At 69.4% G+C, this 26422-nt stretch carries 26 protein-coding genes and 3 tRNA genes; 7 read left to right on the forward strand and 22 right to left on the reverse strand.

What is annotated here, in order from left to right; translation table 11 throughout:
- Positions 1–94: 94 nt before the first annotated feature.
- Complete coding sequence (locus LY12_RS15440; protein WP_253857187.1) at positions 95–1057, reverse strand: pirin family protein; 963 nt, start codon at positions 1055–1057, stop codon at positions 95–97.
- Positions 1058–1180: 123 nt separating this feature from the next.
- Between LY12_RS15440 and LY12_RS15445 the strand changes: the two genes are divergently transcribed.
- A complete protein-coding gene (locus tag LY12_RS15445) occupies positions 1181–2995 on the forward strand; it encodes an outer membrane protein assembly factor BamB family protein (RefSeq protein WP_253857188.1) in 1815 nt (604 codons plus the stop codon).
- 177 nt (positions 2996–3172) lie between these two features.
- On the forward strand, positions 3173–3439 hold the full coding sequence (locus tag LY12_RS15450) for a hypothetical protein (protein WP_253857190.1): 267 nt from the start codon (positions 3173–3175) through the stop codon (positions 3437–3439).
- Between the two features lie 18 nt (positions 3440–3457).
- On the opposite strand, the gene LY12_RS15455 is transcribed toward LY12_RS15450, so the two are convergent.
- The 11 genes from LY12_RS15455 to LY12_RS15505 form a co-directional block, all read right to left on the reverse strand.
- Positions 3458–4123 carry a hypothetical protein gene (locus LY12_RS15455; RefSeq protein ID WP_253857192.1) on the reverse strand — a complete coding sequence of 222 codons (666 nt, stop codon included), beginning with the start codon at positions 4121–4123 and terminating at the stop codon, positions 3458–3460.
- An 89-nt stretch (positions 4124–4212) separates the two neighbouring features.
- The gene (locus LY12_RS15460) at positions 4213–5001 is read right to left on the reverse strand and encodes a thioesterase family protein (protein WP_253857193.1); all 789 of its coding nucleotides are present in this window, start codon (positions 4999–5001) and stop codon (positions 4213–4215) included.
- Between the two features lie 125 nt (positions 5002–5126).
- Positions 5127–5924: an IclR family transcriptional regulator gene (locus LY12_RS15465; RefSeq protein WP_253857195.1), complete on the reverse strand. Its 798-nt coding sequence runs from the start codon at positions 5922–5924 to the stop codon at positions 5127–5129.
- A 124-nt stretch (positions 5925–6048) separates the two neighbouring features.
- On the reverse strand, positions 6049–7275 hold the full coding sequence (locus LY12_RS15470) for an aminopeptidase P family protein (protein ID WP_253857197.1): 1227 nt from the start codon (positions 7273–7275) through the stop codon (positions 6049–6051).
- A gap of 86 nt (positions 7276–7361) precedes the next feature.
- Complete coding sequence (locus tag LY12_RS15475) at positions 7362–8255, reverse strand: polysaccharide deacetylase family protein (protein WP_253857199.1); 894 nt, start codon at positions 8253–8255, stop codon at positions 7362–7364.
- A gap of 1 nt (position 8256) precedes the next feature.
- Entirely contained in the window at positions 8257–9639 is a 1383-nt protein-coding gene (locus LY12_RS15480) for a cytosine permease (RefSeq protein WP_253857201.1), read from the reverse strand.
- A 528-nt stretch (positions 9640–10167) separates the two neighbouring features.
- A tRNA-Phe gene (locus LY12_RS15485) sits at positions 10168–10241 on the reverse strand.
- A gap of 364 nt (positions 10242–10605) precedes the next feature.
- Positions 10606–10679, reverse strand: a tRNA-Asp gene (locus tag LY12_RS15490).
- Between the two features lie 87 nt (positions 10680–10766).
- Positions 10767–10839: transfer RNA gene (locus LY12_RS15495), tRNA-Glu, on the reverse strand.
- Between the two features lie 604 nt (positions 10840–11443).
- The gene (locus tag LY12_RS15500; RefSeq protein WP_253857203.1) at positions 11444–11692 is read right to left on the reverse strand and encodes a hypothetical protein; all 249 of its coding nucleotides are present in this window, start codon (positions 11690–11692) and stop codon (positions 11444–11446) included.
- Positions 11693–11840: 148 nt separating this feature from the next.
- Positions 11841–12059: a hypothetical protein gene (locus tag LY12_RS15505; RefSeq protein ID WP_253857204.1), complete on the reverse strand. Its 219-nt coding sequence runs from the start codon at positions 12057–12059 to the stop codon at positions 11841–11843.
- Positions 12060–12472: 413 nt separating this feature from the next.
- On the opposite strand from LY12_RS15505, the gene LY12_RS26275 reads away from it, so the two are divergent.
- Positions 12473–13234, forward strand: coding sequence for a hypothetical protein (locus tag LY12_RS26275; RefSeq protein WP_372493515.1), 762 nt, complete (start codon positions 12473–12475; stop codon positions 13232–13234).
- Positions 13235–13350: 116 nt separating this feature from the next.
- Here LY12_RS26275 and LY12_RS15515 read toward each other — a convergent pair whose 3' ends face one another.
- Complete coding sequence (locus tag LY12_RS15515) at positions 13351–13554, reverse strand: cold-shock protein (protein WP_009156738.1); 204 nt, start codon at positions 13552–13554, stop codon at positions 13351–13353.
- A gap of 473 nt (positions 13555–14027) precedes the next feature.
- On the opposite strand from LY12_RS15515, the gene LY12_RS15520 reads away from it, so the two are divergent.
- Positions 14028–15176 carry a L,D-transpeptidase gene (locus tag LY12_RS15520; RefSeq protein ID WP_253857206.1) on the forward strand — a complete coding sequence of 383 codons (1149 nt, stop codon included), beginning with the start codon at positions 14028–14030 and terminating at the stop codon, positions 15174–15176.
- A 48-nt stretch (positions 15177–15224) separates the two neighbouring features.
- Here the strand turns inward: LY12_RS15520 and LY12_RS15525 are convergent, their stop codons facing one another.
- A complete protein-coding gene (locus tag LY12_RS15525; protein ID WP_253857208.1) occupies positions 15225–15761 on the reverse strand; it encodes a DUF3558 family protein in 537 nt (178 codons plus the stop codon).
- Between the two features lie 260 nt (positions 15762–16021).
- Between LY12_RS15525 and LY12_RS15530 the strand changes: the two genes are divergently transcribed.
- The gene (locus tag LY12_RS15530) at positions 16022–16615 is read left to right on the forward strand and encodes a PaaI family thioesterase (RefSeq protein WP_253857209.1); all 594 of its coding nucleotides are present in this window, start codon (positions 16022–16024) and stop codon (positions 16613–16615) included.
- Between the two features lie 170 nt (positions 16616–16785).
- Here LY12_RS15530 and LY12_RS15535 read toward each other — a convergent pair whose 3' ends face one another.
- From LY12_RS15535 to LY12_RS15550, 4 genes are all read right to left on the reverse strand, one after another.
- On the reverse strand, positions 16786–19368 hold the full coding sequence (locus tag LY12_RS15535) for a serine/threonine-protein kinase (RefSeq protein ID WP_253857211.1): 2583 nt from the start codon (positions 19366–19368) through the stop codon (positions 16786–16788).
- A 22-nt stretch (positions 19369–19390) separates the two neighbouring features.
- The gene (locus LY12_RS15540) at positions 19391–20353 is read right to left on the reverse strand and encodes a glutamate ABC transporter substrate-binding protein (protein WP_253857213.1); all 963 of its coding nucleotides are present in this window, start codon (positions 20351–20353) and stop codon (positions 19391–19393) included.
- Positions 20353–21765 (reverse strand): GlnX family signal transduction membrane protein, encoded by a 1413-nt coding sequence (locus tag LY12_RS15545; protein ID WP_253857215.1) that lies wholly within the window; start codon positions 21763–21765, stop codon positions 20353–20355. The genes LY12_RS15540 and LY12_RS15545 overlap by 1 nt, the downstream gene beginning before the upstream one ends.
- A 197-nt stretch (positions 21766–21962) precedes the next feature.
- On the reverse strand, positions 21963–22916 hold the full coding sequence (locus LY12_RS15550) for an acyl-CoA desaturase (protein ID WP_253857216.1): 954 nt from the start codon (positions 22914–22916) through the stop codon (positions 21963–21965).
- 449 nt (positions 22917–23365) lie between these two features.
- Between LY12_RS15550 and LY12_RS15555 the strand changes: the two genes are divergently transcribed.
- Together LY12_RS15555 and LY12_RS15560 are read left to right on the forward strand one after the other, a co-directional pair.
- Positions 23366–23731, forward strand: coding sequence for a hypothetical protein (locus LY12_RS15555; RefSeq protein ID WP_253857218.1), 366 nt, complete (start codon positions 23366–23368; stop codon positions 23729–23731).
- Positions 23724–24155, forward strand: a complete 432-nt coding sequence (locus tag LY12_RS15560) for a hypothetical protein (RefSeq protein ID WP_253857219.1) — start codon at positions 23724–23726, stop codon at positions 24153–24155. The genes LY12_RS15555 and LY12_RS15560 overlap by 8 nt, the downstream gene beginning before the upstream one ends.
- 93 nt (positions 24156–24248) lie before the next feature.
- On the opposite strand, the gene LY12_RS15565 is transcribed toward LY12_RS15560, so the two are convergent.
- From LY12_RS15565 to LY12_RS15580, 4 genes are all read right to left on the reverse strand, one after another.
- Positions 24249–24455, reverse strand: coding sequence for a hypothetical protein (locus tag LY12_RS15565; RefSeq protein ID WP_253857222.1), 207 nt, complete (start codon positions 24453–24455; stop codon positions 24249–24251).
- A gap of 93 nt (positions 24456–24548) precedes the next feature.
- On the reverse strand, positions 24549–24899 hold the full coding sequence (locus tag LY12_RS15570; RefSeq protein WP_253857224.1) for a hypothetical protein: 351 nt from the start codon (positions 24897–24899) through the stop codon (positions 24549–24551).
- Between the two features lie 243 nt (positions 24900–25142).
- Entirely contained in the window at positions 25143–26048 is a 906-nt protein-coding gene (locus LY12_RS15575; protein WP_253857226.1) for a M56 family metallopeptidase, read from the reverse strand.
- Positions 26045–26407, reverse strand: coding sequence for a BlaI/MecI/CopY family transcriptional regulator (locus LY12_RS15580; RefSeq protein ID WP_308292125.1), 363 nt, complete (start codon positions 26405–26407; stop codon positions 26045–26047). The genes LY12_RS15575 and LY12_RS15580 overlap by 4 nt, the downstream gene beginning before the upstream one ends.
- Between the last annotated feature and the right edge of the window lie 15 nt (positions 26408–26422).

The following is a 26422-nucleotide window of genomic DNA, read 5'->3' on the forward strand; positions in this document are numbered from 1 at the left end:
GCAACACGGCCCCCGAGAAACGCAACACGGCGCCCCGGGAACGCAACACGCGCACCGGAACCCCGTGCAGGACACGCGGGCGCCCGCGTGTCGACTAGCTCCGCGGGCGCAGGCGGGCGTTCGGCAGCTCGGGCGCGGGAATGGTCTGCTCCCACTCCGCCGGCATGCGGCCGAAGCGGCCCGGCTGCAGCGACGTGCGTTCGTGTTCCCACTCGCGGCGGTACTCGGCGATCTCGTCGTGTGAACGGCCGACGAAGTTCCACCACATGACGATCTGCTCGCCGAGCGGTTCGCCGCCGAGCAGCAGCACGCGGCTGTCGGACTCGGCGCGCAACGTCAGCGTGTCGGAACCGGTGGGCTGGTGGACGAGCATGCCCGCGGTGGCCGTCACCCCTGCCGTGACGACCGCTCCCCGATCGACCAGCACGCCGTGTTCGAACGCCGGGTCGATGCTCAGCCGCAGCTCCCGCCCCGCGGGGACCGTGATCTCGGCTCCGAGCAGCGGGGTGAACGTGTGCACCGGCGAGACCTGCCCGGCGAGCGAGCCGAGGAAGACCAGCATCCGCGCACCGTCGACGTCGACCGCGGGCGGTGCGTAGTGGTCGAACCCGGGCTCGGTGAACCGGTGGGCCTCGGGCAGCGCGAGCCACAGTTGCGCCCCGTGCAGCACATCGGTACCGGGCGTGGAGAACTCGGAGTGCGCGATGCCGGCACCCGCGGTCATGAGGTTGAGCTCGCCGGGGCGGACATACGCGTGCACGCCGGTCGTGTCGCGGTGTTCGATCTCGCCGCGGAACAGCCACGACACCGTCTGCAACCCGGTGTGCGGATGGCCTGCCACGCGCATACCGCCGGTCGCCGCCACGTCGTCGGGGCCGTAATGGTCGACGAAGCACCACGCTCCGATGAACGACTGCGCGCGCTGCGGCAGCGTTCGCCGCACCGACATCGCCCGCGGCCCGCCGAGCGGCACGCTGCGCGGTTCGAGCACCCTTCCGCGGCCGTTCGGTGCCGACGTGCAGGTCAGCTCCTCGGGTGCGGCTTCGAGATTGCTCATGTCCGCCTCCTGCTCGCCGGTCCACGCGAGATCCACTGTTCACCATGCCGGACGCGCCGTCACGGGGCATCGCCAGGGCCGGTGCGGATGCAACCGATCCTCGGTGGGCGGCGTCGAACCGCCATGGCCGATGAACCGACCACGCCGAACGACCCGGACGCCCGGGCCCCGGGCGCACCCGACGGGGATGCGCACGACGACGCGCCCGGCGACGACCGGTACACCGGCGCTTCCGGTTCGTCCGCCCAGGACACGCAGGTGACCGAGCCGGCGTCGTATCTGATCACGGTGCTGGTGACGGCCCAGCTCGCGCTCATGGTGCCTGCCGCCCTGTTCACGACGTGGGTGCTCGGCGGATTCGAGGCCGAGGAACTGCAGGTGTGGGCGTTGCTGTTCACCGGGTTCACCGCGCTGGGGTTGTTCGGGCTGTGGGGAGCGGGGCACGCGGAGTCGCGCACGGCGCTGCACTGGTTCGCCGGGCTCGCCGGGTTGTTCGCCGTCGGCACCGCGGTGACGGCCGTCGTCGGACTGCTGCCCGCGGACGAATGGCAGGGTCCCGCGCCGCTGTACGCGCTGCTGGCCGCACCGCTGTGGGCGGCCGTGGCGGCAGCGACGTGGTGGGAGATGCGGCTGCACGGGCGGCGCGCGACCGGTTGGGCCGCGGGCGGTCTGATCACCGGCAGCTGCGTCGTGGTCGTGACGGCGATGGTCTTCGTGCTGGGCGGATTCGGCCCGGCGCTGTCCGACCGGTACCTGCTGTGGCGGCATTCCGACGTCGAATCGGGGCCCGGCCGGATCGAAACCGCGAAGCCTTCCGTCTTCGACGGCTCCGTGCGCTGGACCTTCGAGGTCGGGTCGCTCGGGCTGGTGCGTGACGTCGCGCCCACCCGGCACGGCATCGCGGTGACCTACGAGGATCGCGGCTTTCCGCGCGTCGCGCTCCTGTCGGCGCGGGACGGGGAGCCGGTGTGGATCCGATCGCTCGAAGGCGGCGACAGGCCGCGCCTCGTCGCCGCCGATGCGACCCGTCTCGTGGTGCACTGGAACACGCACGGAACGGACGTGGACGGGACCGTGCTCGACACGCGGACGGGCGCCTCGACGTCGCTGTGGAACTACGGCGGCGACGATCACGCGCTCCACGCGGAGGTCGACGAGCCGTGGCCGACGGGTGACGACGACGTGCGATCGCGGTACACGCTGGTGACACGCGGCGATCGTCCGGAAGGCAGACTCGCCGCGGTGGGCATCGACGGTGACGAGCTGTGGGAGCGCCGGTTCGACTGCATCAACGAGCACGTCGAGGCGGCCCACGACGACGTCGCCCTGCTCGGCTGCGACGGCGACGTTCTCGCGTTCGATGCCAGCACCGGCCGCCGGCTGTGGGAAGCGTCGAAGGAGGACGTGCTCGAGTCGAACGTCGCCTCCGACGTGACCGGGCGGCTGTACGTCACCGCGAGCAGGGAGAGCGGCCGGATCACGGCGCGGCGGTTGTCCGACGGGAACGAAGCCTGGTCCACCGGCCTGCCGGCGGAAGGAACGCCGTGTGCGCGGTTCGCGGACGACGGCTGGTCCATGGAACGGGCTCTGCGGCTGGCCGCCGGCGAGGACACGCTGTACGTCTCCGGCTGCGGTTCGATGTCCGACGCCGACGTGCTGACGGCAATGTCGTCCGACGGTTCGGTCGCCTGGCACCACCGGTACGAGCGGCGGACGGTCACCGACGTACTGCCGATGTCCGGCGACCGTGCCGTGGTCGCGTCGGAGGGCCACGTCGGCGGGTGCGCCGTGGACCTGGTGAGCGCGTCGGGCAGCACCCGTCTCGTCGATTCGGAGTCGGATTCGCGCATCGACTGCAGCTACGGTGGCCGGCTGGTGCGTTCCGGCGGTGTCCACTACCTGTACGACGCCCGCGGAACCGTCACCGCGATCGGCTGACCGGGTCCGTGGTGGGCGTCGCCCGGCCCGGACCCGGCACTGCGCCGGAACCCCGCGGTTCCCCGGAATGGAGCAGTACCGTCACCGCGACGCGCGACGCCGCTGCGCTTCGTGCCGCTGCCCGGTGGTGGTTCGCTGACGGGATCGTGCCACCGAAGTCCGGAGATCGCGAAGGCCATGCGTACTTCCCGCATTCTCGCCACGCTCGCGGCGCTGTTCGTCGCGGTGGCGATGTCGCTGCTCACGACCGCACCACCGGCCCAGGCGCAGGCACCGCACCGAGTGGACGAGATCGGCGCCCTCTCGGTGATCGCCGAGCCTTCCCGTACACCGGAGGCCACCGAGGGCCCGTCGACGCCGGTCGGCGCGCTGGTCGTGGTCTCCGGACTGGCGCTGCTGACGGGCCTGGTGGTCCGGTACATCGCCCACCGGCGCGAAGGCTGACCGGGTTCGCCGTCCGCGTCACGCGGGGGCGCAGCTGGCCGGGTCGGCCTGCGCCACGGGTGCGTCCTCGGCGACGCCGTGGAACTCGGTCTGTCCACGTGGGACGACCGTGTCCCGTTCGACCTCGTAACGGGTGCGCACGCCGTAGAGTCCGCCGTCGGTACGTTCGGCCCGCACGGTGGTGAACGTCGCACCGTCGTCGCCGGGTTCGTGGCACGCGTACGACGCCAGCGATGTCGCACCGCCGCCGTCGTGAAAAGTCAGTGGCACGCCGTCGGTGCCTGTCACCCGCACCAGTCCCTGTTCGGGGATGTAGGTGAACGCGGCGAACGTCAGCGTGTTGGCGCCGGTCGCGGTGGTGACGAGCAGGTCTGCCGCACCGTCCCTGCCGAGGTCGGCGACCCTCGGGTCGAGGTGCAGCCGTCCCGCCGTGTCGGCGGCGAACGGGGATTCCACATAGGAATGGTCGGCGAAGCGTGCCGACACCACACGGTCGCCGGCCCGTTCGCGCACGGTGATCAGCTCCGGGCCACCGTCACCGTCGATGTCGGCCTGCACGGACGCCGAATCCGGCAGGTCCCCGTCCACCTCGGCCGCAGCGGCGGCAGGCACCGCCAGCACACCGCCCAGCAGTGCGGCCATCGTCAACCCGGCGGTCCTCGACGCGCTCCTGACAGTTCTCATCGCAGCCCCCTCGCGATGTCGACCCGCGCCGTTCGCGCGGACTCCCTGTCAGGACGGGACGAACGCCGCCGAGGGTTGCACGGGGGTGCTCACAGCGGCCGCACCGTGAGGATCTGCTGTGCGTGCCCCACGTGGCCGCGGGTGTCGTGGAGTGCGGTGCTCGTGATGCCCCTGCCGTCGGCGCCGAACGTGACGGTGGTGTCGAGACCGGTCCAGCCGGCCTCGGGAGTCCGATGAAGGTGAACGGTCAGGTCGACGTTCGGGAACATCCACTCGGTCGGCGGCCTGCGCACGGCGATGCCGTTGGCCGCGTCGACGTGGGTGACGAACGCCGCGAACGGGCCGACGCGTTCACCGGCGACGAGGTCGGTGTCGGACGAGATCCAGACGGTGCCGCGGCCGGGCTCGGGTGTCGAGACGGGACGGGCGTCGAGCGAGGCGATGTAGCCACCGGACCACAGGTGCGACATCCGCCACGGCTCGACCTCATCCGGAGGGGCGAGCCGCGCGTCCTCGCCACCTGCCACGGACGCCGTGTCGCCGGGGGCCAGCAGCCACGCCCGCGCGCGTACCGCCGTGCGGCCGCCGAGATCGGCGACGGCCTCGACCAGCTCGATCGTCCTGCCGGGACGGATCACCTCGACGCGGATGTCGCATTCGTCGAGGGCGAGTTTGCCGAGGATGTCGAAACTGATGCGGGAGATCGCGAGCGCGCTGCCACGGTCGTCACGGTCGCGTTCGATGGCGTGCGTGATGAGACCGCCGAGAGGGCTGAAGTGCTGCTCGTCCGGGTTCCACGCGCCGCTCGTGTGGGCGGTCGGCTTGTACCGCCGATCGTCGATGCGCTCGTAGTAACTGCGCTCGTGGTCCGTGCTCACCAGGCGGCTCCCTCTCCCGTCGTCCTACCCGGTGAGGGTACTGGCACCGCCGTACCACAGTTGTGACCGGGAGCACGGGGTCCGCGGGGGCCGAAACCTCGGGATACCGCCCACCGGAGGCGACGTCACGCACCGCCCAACCGGGCCGTGATCGTGGCGGCTGCCTCGCGCACCATCTCGCCATAGGCGTCGAGCTGCTGCCGCGACACCCGAAATCGCGGCGCCGATAGCAACACGGCCGCCGACTGCTTGCCGCGATGATCGTGCACCGCCGCGGCGATCCCCACCTCTTCCGCCGACGTCTCACCGTAGTTGACGGCGTAGCCGAGCTCGCGCACCTCGCCCAGACGGGTGAGGTAGCGTTCCACGGCCCATTCGTCCGTTCCCGCGGCGCGCAGCGACCCCTGTTCCAGCAGGCCACGTACCCGGTTCTCGTCCACGGCTGCGCAGAACACCTGCACCGACGAGCTGGCGGCCGTGTTGTAGCGAGTGCCCAGTGGCGTGGTGTGCTTGACCTGCCGCCTGCTGGAGACCTCCTCCACGCAGACGGACTCGGGCTCGTTCCACACCATCAGCGCCGCGGTCTCACCGGTGCGAATACTGAGGTCCGACAGCACCGGGTACGCCGCGCGCCGGACGTCGAGATCCCCGAGCAGCGGTCCCGCGAGGGCGAGTACCCCCAGCCCGAGCCGGAACCGCCGGGACAGCTCGTCCCGCTCGACCATGCCCGTCTGCTCCAGAGTCGCCAGGATTCGCGACACCGTGCTCTTGTGAAGCCCGACCTTGGCGGCGATCTCTGTAACCCCCAGCTGCGGCTCTTCGCTGCTGAAGGCGCCGAGCACGGCGATGCCGTTGAGCAGCACGGACATCCCCCGCCCATCGGAACCGGCCCGCTCACCCGCGTCCATGAAGTCGTTCACCATGGCATCATCATCTCGCCTCCCGTGCGGGCGCCCGTCGGCCTCACCGCGCTCCACGACTCGCCGTGCCGCGGTGCGATCCGTCCGGGTCGGCGGGCTCCTGCACGTCGACCCGGACGGGCGCCGGTCACCCGCGGATGACGTTGTGCTCGGGCCCGAACGGGAAACCTGTGATGTTCTCCGCACCGTCCTCGGTGACGACCAGGATGTCGTGTTCACGGTAGCCACCCGCGCCGGGTTCACCCTCCGGAACCATGATCATCGGCTCCATCGATACGACCATGCCGGGTTCCAGCACCGTGTCGACATCCTCGCGCAGCTCCAGCCCGGCCTCACGGCCGTAGTAGTGGCTGAGCACGCCGAACGAGTGACCGTAACCGAATGTGCGGTTGGCGAGCAGGCCATGCTCGACGTAGAGCTCGTTGAGTGTGTGGGCGATCTCGCCGCAGCTGATCCCTGGACGAATCAGGGCCAGCCCTCGCCGATGGGCCTCCACGTTGACGTTCCACAGCTCCAGCGACCGGGCGTCGGGCTCGCCGAGAAACATCGTCCGCTCGAGGGCGGTGTAATAGCCGGAGGTCATCGGGAAACAGTTGAGACTCAGGATGTCACCGTCCCGGAGCCTCCGCGTGGTGGGCCAGTTGTGCGCACCGTCGGTGTTGATGCCCGACTGGAACCACACCCACGTGTCCCGGATCTCGGACTGCGGAAAGGTACGGGCGATCTCGTGAACCATCGCCTCGGTGCCGGCGAGCGCGACTTCGTACTCGGTCACGCCGGCTGCGACGGCGTCCTTCACCGCCTCACCCCCGAGGTCGGCGATGCGCGCACCGTGCTTGATCACCTCGATCTCCTCGGGCGATTTCACCATCCGCTGCTGCATCGCCGCCCCAGAGATGTCGGTGAGTACCGCATCGGCGAAGGCGGCCTGAAACTTCTCCCGGAGCTGCAGCGGCAGCGTGTCGTCCTCGACACCGATCCGCTTGACCGCGACACCCCTGGACCGCAGCGTTTCCCGGATCACGTGGATGTAGTTGTCGCGGTGCCAGTCGGTGTAGACGACGTTGTCGCCGTAGGTTCGGCGCCACGGCATGCCGGCGTCGATGTTGGCCGACACCGTGAAAGCTTCGTCCGCCGTCACGACGTAGGCATAGTTGCGGCCGAACGAGGTGTAGAGGAAGTCGGAGTAGTACTTGACGTTGTGGTACGACGTCAGCAACGCGACGTCGACTCCGTCGTCAGCCATGATCTTGCGCAGCGTCGACAGTCTGCGCTCCATCTCGGCATCGGAGAACGTCCGCCGTTCCTTTGATCCGTTGTGGATTACCTTGAGTCGTTCCAGCTCGGCGCCCATTGATCCGTCCCCTTCTCGATATTCGTCCACTGCTCTTTCGCGTAACGGTGATCCCGTGACGTCGTCCGACTGCCGCGGAGGACGAGTCACTCGTCGATGTGAGCGAAGGCATCCCGGACCTGCTCGGCCGACATCCGGCGATGCCGATAGGGCGGCAGGTCGAGCGACGCCGCGTGCGCCGCGATCTGTTGCAGGGTCGTCACCCACATCCCGGGAAGCGCCTTGACCTGCTCGATCAGTTCCTCGAGTTGGTGAGCACGTCCTGGCCTGCCACTGAGGAACGGATGATTCGTCAGCACGAAACAGCCGTTCTCCCGGTGCATGGCCCGGGCTTCGAGCAGCCACATTTCCTTCGCCTTGGCGGGCGACTCGATGACGCCGCTGCCGGTCCAACCCGGAAAGAACGCGTACTGTTCCCAGTCGTCCAGCGCCCAGTCGACCGGAATCTCCACAAGGGACGCGTCGGATTCGGTACTTCCCAGTGCGTACGGGCGATCACCGTCGAGCAGACTGGATTCGTAGCGGAAACCGCGTTCGATCAGCAGTTCCGGCGTGTGCCAATTCAATTCCCACCAGGGTGCCCGGTAGCCGACCGGCCGCACGCCGGCGACGGCGTCGAGCGCATCGAGGCCACGGTCGAGCACCCTGGCCTCCTGGACGCGCGTCAGTGATCCCATGGGCTCGTGCGTGTAGCCGTGGTGGGCGATCTCGTGACCGGAATCGACGATCCGCCGCACGGTGTCCGGGTACATCTCCGCGCTGAGCCCCGGGACGAAGAACGTCGCGGTGATCTCCTGCCGGGCCAGGATCGCCAGCAGGCGCGGCACTGCTGTCTGCGGCCCATAGGCCTGGTGGGACATCAGTGACATCCGGTCGTGGCTGGACCGGTCGGCCGCGAGCGCACACGACTCGGCATCGAGGTCGAAGGTGAACGCCGCGGCCGCACGCGTTCCGGCGGGCCAGGTGAACTCGCGGGCCATGTCAGTCTCCTGCCTTGTATTCGGTCGCGCCGGAGGCCGATTTCCCCGCCGCCGCATCGGTTGCCGGGGAATCAGCGACCTCGCGTGGCAAGGTTTTCCGCCACCGCGACAGCAGGACGTGGCACAGCGGAGCCGCGAGGGCCGCGACCACGATGCCCTGTACCGCGGGTATTCCGAGGTCGAAGGCCGCACCCGTACCGGCAGCGGCGGTACCCAGCAGGTACGCAGCGACGCAGCTCACGCGCACCACTGGCAGCGCGGTCAAGCCACCGGCGTCGGTCAGGTGGTGAGCGGGAAGCCGACCGCGCCAGACGAGGTAGAACTGCCCCATGATCGCACCGCCCAACGGCGGGACGAAGGTGCCGAGCAGGATCAGGAACGTCGACAGCGATTCGTAGATACCGGTGAGTGCGAACACCACACCCAGCGCCGCGCCACCTGCGACGAACGGTCGCTTGTCGTTCACGCCGAACAGCTCGGATCCCGCCACGCCGAATGCGTAAGCCGTGTTCTCGTTGGTCGTCCACAACGCCACGAGCAGCAGACCCGCTCCGGCCGCGACCAGACCCATCTCGTAGAGCGCGAGCACGAAGTCGGGCTCGCCGTAGGCGGCGGAGCCGAGCCCGCCGAAGAAGTACATCGCGTACTGAGCCACGATCACGGCGACGAAGATCGAGATGAGCGCGCCGCGATCGGTTCGGGAGAACCGTGACCAGTTGCCGACCTGCGTGGACCCGCTCACGAATGTTCCGACCAGTACGGTGAGAGCCGAACCGACACTGATCTCGGTGACAGGCTCGGTCGCCATCAGCTCGCCCCAGCCTCCGATATCACCGATGGCACGCTGCGTGACCCAGATGCAGAGCGCGAGCAGTAACGGGATTGCCACCCATCCGAGCATCTCGAGGCCCTTGGCCCCGCGATAGGCGGCCGTGGCCGTCACTACCCCGAACACGAGCACCAGCGGCCAGGTGACTTCCAGCGACAACGCGCGCCCGATCAGGTCTGAGAGGGTCGCGAGGGTCACCGCGAACCAGCCCACCTGGGTACCGCCGAGCAACAAGGCCGACCACTTGCCGCCGACGCGCCCCATACACGCTTTCGTGATCAGCACCGTGCTCAACCCGGATCGGGAGCTGATCACACCCATCAACGCGGCATAGACCGCCAAGATCACCGCGGCGATCAGCGCAATACCGAGGTAGTTCGAGAACGTGAAGCCGACGGAGGTCTGACCGCCGGCCAACATCGTCGGAGTGAAGAAGAAGAAGCTCACCAGCAGTACGAACAGACCGGCGGGTGAGCGCCGCGACGACTGTGGAACCGCGTCGAGCGGGAAATCGGGGTCGCGCCGTTCACCGCGCGCGCTGCGGCCGAGAACCATGAGCTTCTCCCCATCCCAGCCCGGGGGCCTGCCTTCGTCGGTGCGGACACAAGCGGAGCACCGAAACACACCTTCGTTGCCAAATGTGCAAGTCGGTTGCGTGAAGATAGGCAAGGTCGCGCGCGACTGTCAACCGAGTCGGTGACCTAGAAGCCTCCGCAGAAGGTCGCTTTTCGGCATATTTGTCGCTTATGACGCGACCTTGCGCAGCGAGTTTGTACCGTGTGCGCGAGGCGCCGACAGGTTCGCTGAACGACGCCAAATCAGGTCCTAGTTGCTTGTATTGCAACTAGGTTTCCTACAGCATGGTTGCGGACGCGGCTCGGACCGACGTCTGACACGAGGCGACACCCAAGCGGAGGGACTCGCACGGATCTGCTCGCCGTGGCGGGGCTCGATGGGTGGGTGGCCTCGGCCGACTCCGCCGACTTCTCACCTTCTTCCGGCACGCACCCACCGGAATCACGACGCCCGTGCCGGAACGCGAAAAAGCCGCCCAGACCTGAGTCCGGACGGCTTCTTCGTGGGTGGCCAGGGCCGGGGTCGAACCGGCGACCTTCCGCTTTTCAGGCGGACGCTCGTACCAACTGAGCTACCTGGCCGTTGGCTGTACACACTAGCGCATGCGCGCAACGGACCGTGCGGCGGGTCCGGTGTGCAGGGCGGCCGTAAGTCCCGGACGGCGAGACTCCGGACGCCGCCCCGTTCCGCCTGCGGAACCCCGCATGTCGGCCTCGCGTATCGGTGCCGGCACATCCAAAAGCCGGACGCCGAAACAGGGCATCGGGACAGTGACGTCGGAGAGTAGGACACCGAAACGCAGGGCATCGAGGACAGGGCGCCGAAGAGAGGGCATCCAACAGCAGGGTGTCCGAACCACCGGCCCTGCCAGGTCGCCGACGCCGGAGACTCTCCGGCAATACAAGAGAAGCGGGCCCGTCCGATGACGAACCCGCTCCTTCGATGCGACCCTGACGGGACTTGAACCCGCGACCTCCGCCGTGACAGGGCGGCGCGCTGACCAACTGCGCCACAGGGCCTTGCTGTGTTCCGGCCTCAAGTCTCGATTCCGCTACCTGGGCCGGTATTCTGTTGTCGACTGCACTCGTCACGTGCAGTGTACTGCGTACTCCCAACGGGATTCGAACCCGCGTTGCCGCCTTGAAAGGGCGGAGTCCTAGGCCGCTGGACGATGGGAGCCCGGCCGGTTTCGGATAACCGACCCGACCACGCTCTCCAGGTCGCGTCCCCGGGAGCGATGACTACTTTACGGCACCCGGTGATCGGCCGAAACACCGGGGGTCGTTTTCATGCTGACCTGCGGAAACGCCCGAACCACCCGAGGGTCACCCATGGCGCCCGCCGATGGAGCCCACACGACCTTCACCCGCCCTTCGGCCGGCGAAAGACGTGGCGGGTCATCCGAGCGACGGGAGACCTCTCGACAACCCGGCCATCGACACCCCGCGCTTGCCGTAAGCGCGCTCGTGGGAGCTCCGGCCGGAGGAATCCGAACCCCGCCACGCCGAGCGACGACCACGGCCGACTCAGTCACGGCGACGCGACCGCGACCACGCCCGGGTTAACAACGGCCGACCGGGAGCTGCCGACCCGGTAACAGCCCGGCCGAACCGGCGCGCAACCGTTTGCCCACCAGCGCTGACTGCAATTAGCGTGACGAAGTGTCGTCCAGGTGCACGACCAGGGGGTGTGCACCTGGACGCACACTCTCCCGACCGCACCCGTCACCCACACGAACGGGGCCACGCGCACCGATCCGGCGCCGGCCGGATCGCCACAGTGGTCACCGCTGAGCTGGCAGGTTGCCGTCCTCGTCGGGTGTCAGGCCGAGCATGTCCAGCAGCTGGGCGCAGTCCTCGGCGTCGGCCGCACCCGAGGCGACGGCGATCCTGGCTCTGCGCACCTGGTCGTCGGAAACCCGCGGTGCCTCCGCATGACCCGAACGCTGCCCCGGCAGTCCGCCGACGCCGGAAACCTGCTCCCCTCCCTCCTGCCGGAGGAGAAACTGCCGCACTTCCACTGATCCGCTCATGGCTCCTCCAAAGGGGCTGCGCCGGATCGCGGACGGATCCCCGCGTACGGGTTGCCGCCGGATCGAGGGGTGTTCGACCACCCGTCTCGGCGCCGAGGCTAGCCACGTGGCGATCACAACCCCAGCCCCCCGCAGAGTGAACTCCGCGTCATACGTGCGGGTTGCGCACATCGGTTTCGCGAATCGCGTCAAGCATTCCGGGCGACGATCGTCGCGTGATATCCGTGCAGCGGGGCCGACCGCGCAAGATCTCGCGGGACCACTGCCCGAACGACGGAAGAATGTCGACCCATTCGCGGCCGACCATGCGGAAGCGAACCCCATCGATGAAGACCGGCGAGCTTTTTTCATCCACAAACCTCGCCACCCGCGACCGGATCGTGTAACAATCGACGTGCTGACACACCCCCGGTCAGCGCCTGTGGAGATCCCCTCCGGCCCCCGCGTTCCTCCCCCTGGCGCGGGGGCCTCTCCATTTCTGCGGCCACTTTGCCGACCGCGTCACACCGGTGGTCACGGCGGTTTCGACGGACTGTTGACGGCGCCACTTCGGAGCGCCACCGCTGCCCGATGGGCATTCTTCGGTCGTGCAATCTGCAATCATCGCGATGTCCGAAATCACGATCCGTACAAGAATGCGCACCGCGCTCCTGCCGCATCCACACAGATGGACCACGGCTACGCCGAACGACCGGATCGCGAGTGACTGCGAGCGTTACACGACGTGTCGGAAGCCACGTCGGCCCACGTCGCTGAGACACAACCGTTATCGTGACCGCCGTGCCTAAACCTTCATTCGGACGGCTGTCCGGCCGCGGCAAATCCGGCTCCAGACGCCGGGACGACCCGGACAACGCCACGCCGCGCACCGCCGCACCGGCAGGCCGCGACGACACCGACGACCACGGTGCCGAGGACCAGGAGCTTTCCAGCTACCTCAAGGCCCTCGCCCCGGACAACGACGTCGAGAGCACCGGCTCCGGCAGGAAGTTCGGCGAAGCGCAGGTCTACCAGCTGCGCATGACCCACGCCGCGGGCGAGGAGCTGACCGAGCTGGCCGAGGCTCGCGGCACGTCCCCGCAGGCGCTCGCCCTGGAGTGGGTGCTCGAACGGCTCGCGTGGGAGGCGGGCTCGGTGACGCACACCGGTGGCGAGCCGGCCACTCCCGAACAGGACGGCACCGGATACGGCACAGACCGCCCTGACGGCCACCTCGACGCAGGCCAGCAGGGCCCCGGCGGCCGGCACCACGCCGAACCCCGGGAAGCCGGATTCCACGATGCCGGGCTACCGGGCAACGGGCAGCCGGCGGCGCCGTACGCGGAACCGGGCGCGCCCGCTCCCGATGGTCATGCCGCACGGCCCGGTGAGGACACCGATCCGCACGGCCACGCCGTCCCGCCACTCGCCGCAGCCGCGGAACCGCGGCCCGCGTCCGGGGCCGTGGCCGGGGCCGCATCCGGGGCCGGCAGCGTCGAGCCGGAGGCCCGCACCGACGAGCACTTCTTCGACCGCAGCGGCTGGGACGCACCGCGCCGCTGAACAGCCACGGAACAGCCGCCATGGAACCAGCGGCTGTCGAACGCAAGTGAGCCCCCGGCGACGATGTCGCCGGGGGCTCACTCGTCAGTCAGTGAAAGTCAGTAGGTGACGCACGCTCAGAGAGCGCGAACCTTCTGAGCCTGAGGGCCCTTCTGACCCTGGCCGACCTCGAACTCCACTCGCTGGTTCTCCTCGAGAGTGCGGAAGCCGCGGCCCTCGATCTCCGAGTAGTGGACGAACACGTCGCCCTCTCCGCCGTCCTGGGCGATGAAGCCGAAGCCCTTTTCGGCGTTGAACCACTTCACAGTGCCTTGCGCCACCGTTTACTCCTCGTTGCTGTTGAGCTGGACCCCACCCGCAGTGAGATCCCGGCCGATCCGGACGGTTCCAACGAGGTTCTGCGAAAGAGCGCATGTCCGTCTCACGCCCCGCGTTAGAAGTTCCGCGAGTGTGAAGCCACGAACACGCAAAACAACGGCCACTTCGCAGCCTACCCTGCCGCCGCCGTTTCGACAGCCCCGCACGGGCGGTTGGTCCAACCGGGCGGATCGGCGCCCCGACGGGTTTCGACCCGGCCCGTACCGGCCATGTCACCTGGGTAGCCGCATGGTCACCGCCGGCATCGACCGGGACGTCCGAACCAAACAGCCGAATGTGATTGCTATCACTACTCACGTATCCGTGGCCGACAGGTGGCCTCAGCCGCCTAAGCCGGGAACGTCGGAGGGGGCCGATCCACGTGACGGGAAGAGAATCGACCGGGTCCGGTCGCAGATCCACGCCGGTCGCCGCAATGATGCTGACGGCGTTGCTGTGGCTGGCGGCCTGCACCGGACCCGCACCCCGGCAGGGCAGCGCGGGGGCGCAGGGCGCGACGCCCTCGCCCGCACCTGCGGCCGAGGTCAGCCTGCACCCCGGTGACGGGGCGAAGAACGTACAACCGCGCGACACGGTGTCGGCGAGCGTCGAACACGGCACGCTCAGTGAAGTCACCCTCACCAACGGGATGGGCGAACAGGTCGAGGGTGAACTCGCCGACGACCGGCGCTCGTGGACGGCCGGCGAACGGCTCGGCTACGACAAGGTCTACCGCTGGGCGGGCACGGCGACGAACGCCGACGGCGAGGAAACCCCGGTCAACGGCTCGTTCACGACGGTGAAACCGGCCGCGGTCCACGGCGCCAGCCTGAACGTCGGGGACGGCGAGACCTACGGCGTCGCCATGCCGATCTCGATCACGTTCGACGAGCCGGTCGAGAACAAGGCTGCGGTCGAACGGGCGCTGTCGGTCGAGACGTCCACCGCCACCGAGGGCTCGTGGGCATGGCTCGAACTCGACACGGCCGTGCACTGGCGTCCCAAGGAGTACTGGAAGCCCGGCACCGAGGTGTCGGTCGACGCCGACCTGTACGGACTCGCACTGGGCGACGGTGCCTACGCCGAAAAAGGTCTGTCGTCGACCTTCACGATCGGCCGCAGGCAGCTCGTCCGCGCCAACACCCAGACGCACCGGATGAAGGTGTTCGTCGACGGCAAGCAGACCGCCGACTATCCGGCGAGCTTCGGGCTCGACTCCGACCCGGGCCGCGTCACCCGCAGCGGCACGCACGTCGTGATGACGAAGCACCCCGAGTACTACATGACCAACCCTGCCTACGACTACGAGGACTTCCGCGTCGAGTGGGCGGTGCGAATCTCCAACAACGGCGAGTTCACGCACGCCGCCCCGTGGTCGGTCGGCAGCCAGGGGTACACGAACGTCAGCCACGGATGCGTCAACCTCGCACCCGCCAACGCCCTCGAGTACTACAACCTGGCGCAGACCGGCGACCCGTTCGAGGTGCGGGGCAGCAGCGTGCCCCTCGGTCCCCGCGACGGCAATTACCACGACTGGTCGTACTCCTGGCCCGAATGGACGTCGATGTCGGCACTCCAGGACTGACCGGTCGGTGCGCCCGTGGCGTTCAGGCGACCTGCGGCGCCCTCCGGCTCACCAGCCGAGCTTGGTCAGCGCGGCCTGGGCGGTCTCCGCGGCGACCTCGCAGTAGTGCTCACGCCCGCTGTCGACGTCGGCGGCATTGACGTCGATCTGCAGATACGCGGGGTCGGCCTTGACGTCCATGAGGCAGCTCGTCGACGTTTCCGAGGTGATGTAGCCGGTGCGCTCACCGACCTCGACGGTCTTGTCTCTGTCAGTGACGACCGTCGGCGCAGGCGGCTGCCACAGGACGAGGCGGACCCCGTCGTACTTGGAGACCTTCCACTCACAAGTCGACCGGTTTAACTTGCTGCTGCGCTCCGGCGGGATCGAACCCGCCTTGTCACCGAGGTAGGGCTGCAACTCCTGTTCGGAGAGCAGCGAACAAGGATCCTGCTGCTGCCACGCGGCCTGCCCGTCGGGAGCCGACAGCGGTGCACTGGCCGGGGCGGAATCCGTGCCTCCACTTTCCGAGCCGCATGCAGCCAGGCTCAGTGTTGCCGCAATCGCCGTCGTCATGAAGACGAGGCGCGATGGCTTGGTCGTCACCGTCTGATTACCTCGAAATGAGTAGTTGTCGCCATTCGCCGCTTCCGACGATTTCGCCGTAGGTCATGCCGGGGACGCCCACGGGCTACAAGGACGTCCCTGACCCGACGAGCTATCCCCCGGCGACGAGCCCGGGCTGAAGCCGACGCCGCACGAAGAGGCCGACATTCGCACTCGTCGACGAGGTCGCAACGGCGGTGTTCGCCACAGATCGGTGGCGTAAGCGGGGTCGCAGCGCCCGGGCCGGATAGCTTGGCCCGATGAGCTCACGTACCGACACCTGGCCGCCCGCCGATGCCGAGCCCGTCAGCCCGCACGCCGATGCACCCGCCCCCGGCACGCAGCTCGCCGAGCACTATGCCGAGTGCTTCGGGTGCGGCCACGAGGTCGAATCGGGCCTGCACCTGACATCGGCCGTCGCCGACGACATGTCCGTCGTGTCGACGTTCACCGTGCAGAAGGACCACCAGGGCGCTCCCGGGTTGGCCCACGGCGGGCTGCTGGCGTGCGCGTTCGACGAGGCCCTCGGGTCGGCGGTCGGCAACCTGCTGCGCAGGCCTGCCGTGACCGCCCGCCTCGAAACCGACTTCGTCGCCCCGGTGCCCGTCGGCTCGACGCTGCACATCGCAGCCAAGCTCGACGGCGGGTCAGGCCGCAAGACGTACGTCAGCGCCGAGGGCCGCCTGGACGCCGCGGACGGCCCGGTCGCACTGCGCGCCCGCGCACTGTTCGTGACCGTCGGCGTCGAGCACTTCACCACGCACGGCGACCCCGACGCGCTCGACAAGTTCCGCGAGACCAGGGCGGCCGAAGCCAAGGCGGCCGAGGACAGGGGCTGGGACGTCAACCCCTGAGATTCACCACCGTGGCGTGGTCGTCGCGCAACCGGGGCGATGCCCCCGAGGGCACCTTGGGGCGCTCAACGCAGCCACGCGTCAGCGTGTCCTTGAGGGGTGGTGGTCGGGCCGGCGGGCGGGAGCCACGATTCTTCCCTTGATCATGCTGCATCGCAGGGGCGGCCCGATCACGTCAAGGTGCGAGGCCGCAACGCATTCGCCTTGTCGACGAGTTCGATGCGTTCCGCGGCCGTGGACACCAGCCGCGCCAGCGACCGGTGGTGCGACTCGAGCCCGAGCCGGACGTCACGGTCGTCCAGCCCGCAGCCCAGCACTCGGGTGCCCGCGGAGCGCTCGTTCGCACCGACCCAATCCAGCGCCGCCGACAGCACCTCGATCGCGAGTCGGGTCCGCCGCTCGGCGTCCAGGTTCAGCCGCTCGAGCCGTGCGCTCGCGTCGACGAGATCGGCTTCGGTCACCTGCTGGCCCGCGACCGGCGTGATCTTCACCTTGATCGCCGCCAACTGTGCGGGCACGTGGTGCGTCGACGTCGCGGGCACCGATTCGAGCACCTCGATCGCGCTGGCCCGTGCCCCCTGCGCCAGGTAGACACGCGCCAGTCCGAACGCGGCGCTGACGTACGACCGGTCGGTGCGCCACACCAGTTCGTACAGCCGCGACGCCGTGAAGTACTCGCCGGTCGCCTCCGCGCTGAAGGCCATCGCCAGCTTCGGCGCCGTCTCACCGGGCAACTCGTCGTACACCGTGTCGAAGGCGACGTGCGCGACCCGCGCACGCCCGCCTGCGAGCTCGATCAGGCCGCGGTACCAGTCGATCCGCCAGTCGTGCGGGAATCCCGCCTTGATCGCCAGGTACTGCGCCGCCTGCAACTGCCGATTGGCCTCTGCCAGCTCGCCGAGTTCGATGCGTGCCCGCACGACACGCAGCCGCACCTCGATCGACTCGCGCGGCGCACCGGCCAGCGCCTCGATCGCCGCCCGCGGGTCCGCCCCGAGCGTCGCGGCGAGCACACCTGCGCCGACGTCGTCCGTGTCGACCTGCGGCACCGGCAGCCCGGAGACGACCTCCACCGGATCGGGCAGCGGCACGTTCCGGCCGCTGTCCGGGACCACCATGTCGACGCCGAACGTGTTCGTCTCCGGACCGAACACAGTGGACTGTCCGGGACGCTGTTTCCCCGTGCCCAACGCCATGATCTCGCGCAGCACACCGGTCAGCTGATCGGCCATCTCCTCGGCGGAGACGAACCGGCGCGCCGGATCGGCGTGCGTCGCACGTCGCAGGAACCGGTAGTACGAGCCGAAGAGCTGGAACAGCGGGACGTCGTCCTGACTCGGCAGCGTCGTCTTGAACTTCGTGGTGTAGCCGGTGAACTCGAAGCTCAGCACCGCGAGCGTGCGGCCGACCGTGAACAGGTCCGAGGCCACGGACGCACCGTCGCTCGCCAGCTCCGGCGCGCTGTAACCGCTCGTGAAGAACAGCGGACTGCTGTAGTCGTCCATCCGCCGCACGGCGCCCAGGTCGATCAGCTTGAGCTGGTCCCCGGTCTGGATCACGTTGTCCGGCTTGAGGTCGCAGTACAGCAGACCCTGGTTGTGCAGATACCCCAGCGCCGGCAGGATCTCCAGCCCGTAGGCGATGACCTGCCCGATCGGCAACGGCTCCGCACGCCCGCTCTTGCGGTGGTGATCGAGCGCGAGCTGGCGCAACGACTGCCCGCCGACGTACTCCATCACGATGTAGTCGACGGCCCCGCCCGTGGCCGGGTCGGGGTGCTGCACGAAGTTGTAGATCTTGACGATGTGCGGATGCTCGACCTCGGCGAGGAACCGCTTCTCGTTGACGGCGGCGGCCATCGCCGTCGCGTCACCGGTATTGATCAGTCCTTTGAGGACGACCCAGCGGCCGTCGACGTTGAGGTCTCGCGCGAGGTAGATCCAGCCGAGCCCGCCGTAGGCGAGCGCGCCGAGCACCTCGTACTGACCGCCGACGAGATCGGCGGGATGGAGCTTCGGCACGAACGAGAACGGGGTCCCGCACTTGTCACACGTGCCCTGCGGGCTGCCCGCCTCGTCACCCGAACCGCGGCCGACCTTGGCGTTACAGCTGCTGCAGAAGCGCTTCGACTCCGAAACCACCGGGTCCGACAGCACCGCCTCGGCCGGGTCCCGGTAGGGCACCGGCGGCACCTCGACCATGCCGGCACCGAGCCGGCCACGCGTCGACGTGCGCGAGGACGAACGCCGCGACGTGCGCGGGAACGCACCCCCGCCCGTGCCCGCGCCCGAACCGGTCCACGGCCCGCTGCCGCTCCCGGTACCGCTGCCGTGGCTCCCGGGTCCGCTGCCGGTGCCACTGCCCGGTCCGCTCGCAGGCCCGCTTCCGGGCCCGCTCGCCGGACCGCTCCCGGGGCCGCTCGTGTACCCGCTGGGCGGCCCCATGCCCTCGCTCGGGTCGGCCGATTCGGACGGCGGCGTCGGCGGCATGACGAGTTCGGTGCCCGGAGCGTGGTCGAGCACGCTCGTCGGCATCGGTTCGTTGGCGCCCTGCGCCTGCGCGGCGTGCGGGGGCTGGTGCGCGGTCGGCGGAGCCTGCTGCGGTTGCGGGTGCGGCGGCTGTGATTGCTGAGGTGGCTGTGCGGCGTGCCGGGGCGGGCCGCCGTTCGGCGCCGCCGGCGTGACGTACTGCGTGTGCTGCTCTTCGTCCCCGTCCGGCGCCGCATGGCGAGGACGGCGTGGCTCGTCGGTCACAGGTTGCCTCCTCGGTTCGCGGTCACCGGTACTGCGGCTGCGGTGGGTTCAGGTCGCCCAGCACCTGCTGCAGCCCCCAGTGCCGGAACCGGTCGCGCCACATGTTCTTCCGGAAGTCCTCGAGCGTGGCGTTCACGAAGCGGACCATGTCCTCGTTGCCCTTCGGGACGCCGACGCCGTAGAGCTCCTCCGACAACGGCGGGCCCACGACCCGCGTGGACGGGTCCTCCTCCGCCATGCCCGCGAGAATCGTGTCGTCGGTCGACACAGCCGCGACCTGCCCCTGCTGCAACAGCACGAGACAGTCCGTCCAGTTGTTGGTCACCACGGGCTCGGGCTTCGGTTTCGCCTCGGCGAGCCGGTTGACCGACGTCGAACTGCCCGCTGCGCACACCTTTTTCCCGCCCAGCTGGGAGATGTTCTCGATCCCCGACTTCTCGGTGACCAGCACCCGCTGCGCCGCCTCGAAGTACACCGAGGAGAACGCGACCTTCTGCAGCCGCTGGCAGGTCACCGAGTACGTGCGAACGACCACGTCCACGTCGCCGCTGGCCAGCACGGTCTCCCGCTCCGAGGAGTTGATGGCCTTGAAGCGGATCGTGTTGGGGTCGTAACTGCCGAAGATGTCGTGGGCGATCTCCTTCACGACATCGATGTCGAATCCTTCGAGCTCACCCGTGTGCGGATTGCGGAAACCCCACAGGTTCGTGGCCTGATCGACACCGGCGATGAGGTAGCCACGCTTCCTGATGTTGTCCATTGTGGACCCTGCGGGGATCGAGTCGTTCGGCCGCAGACTCTGGCGCGGGTTGCAGCTCGGCGCGTCCGAACCACCCTGCTCGATCTTCCCCGACACATCGGTGCCGCCGGGCATCGGACGCTGCACCGAGCCGACCGGGGCGGGATCCACGGGAGTCCCCGCCGATCCGCATCCGGCCACCAACGTCGCCACCAGCGCCCCGGCGAGCCATGTCCAGCGTTTCATCAGCGGTACTCCCGAAGACGTTCACGGATGCCGAGGATCGAACCCAGCATCGCCACCAGCGACAACACCGCGAATCCCGGCGAGAGCAACGTCAGCGCGCGCGACCCGTTCGTCGTGTCGTCGAGGAACAACTGCCTGCTGTCGGCGATGCCCTCGGCCAGGTCACCGTCGAGACGCGTGAAGGCGGCCGTCGCGCCGTCGTCGCCCTCGGTCTGGATGGCGAGCTCGACCGCGTCCTCGTAGCGGCCGCCGTTGTCGAGGTTGCGCACCTGACCGTGGACCTCGCGCCACGCCCCTGCACTCCTGATCGCGGCGTCCACGTGATCGGCAGCGGGCAATCCCTCGGTGCCGTCCCTCGCCTCACCGAGGAACCCTGCTTCGCCGTTCCCGCCGGAGAGCCGCTGAATCGAGGCCTGGTACTCCTCCTCGTACGCGGTGCCGTTGCCGCGGGCCAGCAGCGTGAGGGTCTCGTCGGCGCGCGCCTGCAGTGCCGCGATACGCGCCCGCACCATGACGTCCGTCTGCTCCGAACCCGACGACTGACCACTGCTGACGAGCAGGCTCTGCACCGTGACGGCCGCGGCCGACCACAGCACCGCCAGCCCGACCGCAACCGTCGCCACGACCAGGCCGACGTTGAACACGCGGTTCGTCCGGCGCTTGAGGTGCACCTGCGTGACGATCAGCGCCGCCAGCAGCGCCAACGCCAGCAGGCCCGTCAGCCACGGCACCGACGCTGCGTCGTCCTGCTCCTCCGCGAGGCGTTCGACGTCGATCTCGTACAGGGTCTTCGCGGCCGGCAGGATCTCCGAGCGCATGAGCTGCGACGCCTCGGCGAGATAGGCCGCACCGACGGGGTTGCCCTGCCGGCTGTTCGTCCGCGCCGTCTCGACCAGCCCGGTGTAGACCGGCAGCTGCCGCGACAGCACGTCGACCTGCGCCACCGCTTCGGCGTTGCCTGCCGAGGCGCTCGCCGCCTTCGCGAGCGCGGCTCCGGCGCGTGCGACGTCGAGGTCGTAGCGGTCCCGCAGCGCGATGCCCTCGGAATCGGCGTTGAGCAGCGTGCCCGCCGCGGTGGCGTCGGCGTCCGAGAGGGAGCGGTAGACCTCCTGCGCGGCCGCAGTCAACGGCTCGCGGTGGTCGACGAGCCCGTCGATCGTCGCCTTGCGCTCGCCGAGTTGGGCACCTGCCACCGTGCCGACCAGCAGCGCGAGCAGGGCGAGACCGACGCTGATCAGTGTCAGCCGTCCCGGCGTCGTCGCCGCCGAACGGCGCAGCCCGCGAACGGCCGCGTTCGGGAGCCGCACCAGCCACGCGAACCCGGAGCGTCCCCCGCGCGGCTCACCCGCGGGTTCCGGCCCGGACTCCTGCTGCCGCTCGTCCGGACCGTGACGCGTCACGGTGCTCGTCATCGTCCCTCCACCCAGTTCGCCTGCCGCGGACGACCGTAGCCGAGGCGCCCCTCACGCAGGTCACGGACCGGTCCAACAGACGAAGATCGTGAAGATGTCGTATCACGAGCGAGCGGACGAACGGGCCCTTCCCACCCGAAACGAGGAGCCGGCCGCGCCGGCCGTGACACCCCGTGACGGGCGGGACGGCGGAGCGGTTACTGAGCCAGCCGGGTGAGGCGGTTGGCGGTCGGCCAGCGGACCTTCGTCGCCCAGCCGAGCTTCTCGAAGATCCAGATCAGCCTGGCGGAGATGTCGAGCTGACCGCGCAACACTCCGTGCCGGGCGCAGGTGGGGTCGGCGTGGTGCAGGTTGTGCCAGGACTCGCCGAACGAGAAGATCGCGAGCGGCCAGAAGTTCGCGGCCTTGTCCCTGCTGCTGAACGGGCGTTCGCCGATCATGTGGCAGATCGAGTTCACCGACCACGTCACGTGGTGCAGCAGCCCGATCCGAACGAGACCGGCCCAGAAGAAGGCCGTCACGCCACCCCACACCGACCAGGTGATGAGCCCGCCGAGCAGCGCGGGCAACAGAAAGCTCGCGAGCACCCACACCGGGAAGAGCCGGTCGACGGTGCGGATGTCCCGGTCGCCTGCGAGGTCGGGAGCGAACCGCTCGACGTTCGTGACCTCCCTGTCGAACAGCCAGCCCATGTGCGCGTGCCAGAAGCCCTTCGCCAGCGCGGCGGGCGACGTGCCGTACCGCCACGGCGAATGCGGATCGCCCGCGCGGTCGGAGAACGCGTGGTGCCTGCGGTGGTCCGCGACCCACGTCGTGACCTGCCCCTGCGCCGACATGCTGCCCGCGATCGCCAGCGCGATGCGCAGCGGACGCGCCGCCTTGTAGGAACCGTGGGTGAACAACCGGTGGTAGCCCGCCGTCACACCGAGCCCGCTGACGACGAAGAACGCCGCGCCGATCGCGATGTCGATCCAGCTCAGGCCCCATCCCCAGGCGAAGGGCACGGCCGCGGCGATCGCCACCAGCGGCGCGATGACGAACACCTTCACGGTGACGTGTTCGGGCAGGGACGTCCGGCCGGACGTGATCGGCTTCGGCCGGCGGGCGCCGGCCGATTCGTGGGTTTCCGCATCGGTGGAAACGGGGGACATGGACACCTCGTGTTGGTTGTTGCGAAGTCGGGCTGTCGCGGAGTCGGGTTGTCGCGGCAGACCTGCGGACGCGCCGGAACCCGAACGAACGCGGGCCCGGCGGCCGCAGTTGCACGCGGCTGTACTCGGAAAGACGTGCGCGGAGAATCTGGACGTGATCGACGAGGCGAGCCGACCCCCACTCGGCTGCGATGACAGGCCCGCGGTGGCGGGCGATGCGCCGGGCTGGGGGCTCCGATCTATCGGGGTCGTGTTGGCAGGTGCCCGGCCGTCTGCCGACGACGCTACCGGAGGAATCCGCCCGTGACCATGACGGCGAATCCGGATCACGGCGACCCGTCCGGCGAGCGGGCGACCCGACGCCGTGGCCGATGCCGCACCCACCGGCCACGAATCCGGCCCGCGTGCCCGGGTCGTAGACTACGGGCGGTAGTAAGCGTGGAGGTCCGGTGATCACTGGCTATGCGATCGCGGTGGCCGCCTGTGCGGCGGGCGTCGCGATCTGGGCGTTCGTCCTCGTGGTGCTGCACCGCGAGCCGGAGAAACCGCTGCTCATGGGCGTCGGAGCACTCGAAGCACTGCTCGCTGTCCAGGTCGTGATCTCGGTCGTCATGCTGATCGGCGGCGGCGAACCGGGCAGCATGCTCACGTTCCTGGCATACCTGGTCGGCTCGCTACTCGTGTTGCCACTGGGCACCGTGTGGGCACTCGCCGAGCGCACCCGTTCCAGCACTGCGATTCTCGGAATCCTGTGCCTGACCGTCCCGGTGCTGCTGCTGCGCATGGTCGAGGTGTGGGGTGGGGCCAGTGCCTGACCGGCCCGCAACATCGTCCCGCACGCCCGCCGATCGGCCCGCGACCGCCAGCGGGCCCGGCCGCGTCCTCATCGCCGTCTACGCGATCTTCGCCGTGGCCGCGACCTCCCGCGCCGCAGTGCAGATCGCCACCCGGTTCGACGAGGCGCCGGTGCCGTACGCACTGTCGGCGTTCGCGGCGGTGGTCTACGTGCTCGCGACCTTCGCACTCGCCCGCACCGGCCCGACGTGGTGGCGCGTGGCGCTCGTGTCGTGCTCGGTGGAGATGACGGGAGTGCTGGTCGTCGGAACGTTGAGCGTGTTCGACCGCGCCGCGTTCCCCGACGCCACGGTGTGGTCGAACTTCGGCATGGGCTACCTGTTCATCCCTCTGGTGCTGCCCGTGATCGGCCTGCTCTGGCTGCGCCGCACCCGCCCCGCCTGACGCGCCTCCCGTCGACGCCGGTTCGGTGGCGCAGTGCCCCTCCGATCCAGGGCTTTCGATCCGAGGTACCAGCTTCGAACGAGCTCCGCCGGGTCACGCCCCAGGGCCGCCGGTCCCGTCGTCCTCGTCGGACTTCCCCTTCGCCGACGCGGCAGTGGCCATACCCATCCCGAGTGCCACTCCCATTCCTGCCCCGATGGCGACGTTGTCGAACACGGTCAGGCCGAGCGCGATCCCCATCGCAATACCGGCCGGTAACCAGGTGCCGACCGACTTGCCGTCGAATGCCTTATCACTCATGCGCCGACAACTCCACTCCGCTGCCGCGACTCGCGGCGGGCTCGGGCATATGGGCACGGGACATACCGAAACCCTAGTGATGTGGCCGGTGGCTCACACCCACATGGCGGCGATCACGACGTTGAGCAGGGTCGCCGCGGTGAGGCCGTAGAAGACGTTCTTCCCGGCGTCGGGACGGCGCCAGACGATATGAGCCAGCACGAGCACCACCACGGCGACGACGAGCTTGACGCCGATCTTCATGTGGTTGACCTCGCCGCCGATGAGGCCCGCCGAGGCGATGCCCGCGAGTGCCAGACCCGTGACGACCTGGGCGCTCGCGCCCCACAGCATGATCTTGCCCGCCGGTTCGGGGGATCCGACCCACCGCACGACGATGCCGCTGACGAGGTAGGCCATGCCGAGCAGGTGCGTCACGACGAGAAGGTTGTAGACGATGTCCATGCGCGGAACTTACTACACTTTGTCGTATTTATGGCAAGGGGCACGCACGGACGAAGCGGAGGGGACGCGGGACCGCAGCCGGGCGGGCGCACGAAGGCGCAAGGGGACCACAGCTGGGCGGGCGCGGAGTCGCGAGTGGAGGATTCGGGGCTCCCGCCCGCCGGCCCGGCCACCACCCCTCAACGACAGGCTGACGCGTGGCTGCGTTGAACTGCCAAGGTGCCTTTGGGGCGCGAACCTGCCCTACAGCGGGACGGCGAAGAGCGAGAGCGACGTCGCGAGCGCCGCGACGGCGACCGCGCACGCCGGCGGCCACGCCAGCGGCAACCTGGCCTCCTCGGGGTCGCGGAGCCTGCGAATGCGGGCCAGCACCGGCGCATCGGCCACGGCGAGCGCGCCCGCGGGTGTGCTGCCGCCGCTTCCGTTCGCGCGGAACCGCTCCAGGGCACTCGCCAGCGGTTCGCGGCCGCGCGAACGCGCGGCACGGTCGTCGGCGCACATCTCGACGAGCAGCTCGATCGTCGAACACACCCTGGTCAGCAATCCGCTCGCGGGCAGCAACCGCCGCAGCGCCTGGAACGGCGCGACCACCAGGTGGTGCCGTTCGCGCGCGTGCGCACGCTCGTGGGCGAGCACGGCGTCGAGTTCGTCGTCGGTGAGCAGCCGCCGCGCGCCCGCGCTGACGACGATGTGCGGAGTACGGCCCGGCAGGCAGTACGCGACGGCGACCGGGTGGTCGACGACCAGCGCGTCCCTGCCCTGCTCCTCTGATTCCTGAGTGGCCACGAGCTGCAGCAGCAACCGGTGCCGCGCCCGCGCGCGAGCCGTGCTGCGCAGGCACAACAGTTGGTTGACGACCAGCCAGCCGCCCACGGCGAGGCCGAGTCCGACGGCCCCGAGGTGCCAGAGGTCGAGTTCCTGGAACCGCCACGGCAGATCGACGAGCGCGGGCAGCAGTCCCCGGCCGAACGGTTCGAGGCCGAACGAGAGCAGCGCACCGACGACCGACACGATCAGCGCCAGCGAACTGAGCTGCCAGAGCACCAACGCGGCGCGCGGGTGTGAATGGGTCCAGCGTCCGCGCAGCAGCCAGAGCGACACGAGCACGGCCGCTGTGCCCGCTGCGACGTGATGCGCGGCGAGGCTCATGGCGATTCGCCCCGTTCCAGGGCCTTCCGCAGCGCATCGGCCTCGTCGTTCGTCACCGACTGGGCGAAACGCACCAGCGCGGAATCCCGGTCGCCGGTCATCTCCAGTGCCTCCAGCATCAGCTCCGCGACGTACTCCTCGCGGCTCGCCGCAGGTGCGTACAGCCACGCCCGGCCCGACCGCTTCCTGCGCACGACGCCCTTCGCCGCCAGCCGGGTCAACACGGTCATGACGGTGGTGTACGCCAAGCCGCGGTCGGTCAGCTCCTCGTGGACGGCACGCACGGTGGCCGGCTCGGCCCGCGCCCAGAGCACCTCCATCACCGCGCGCTCCAGTTCACCCAGCTTCGCCACGTCCACCCTTTCGCCGTGAGT

The organism is Prauserella alba, from assembly GCF_024171735.1.
GTDB lineage: Bacteria > Actinomycetota > Actinomycetes > Mycobacteriales > Pseudonocardiaceae > Prauserella > Prauserella alba.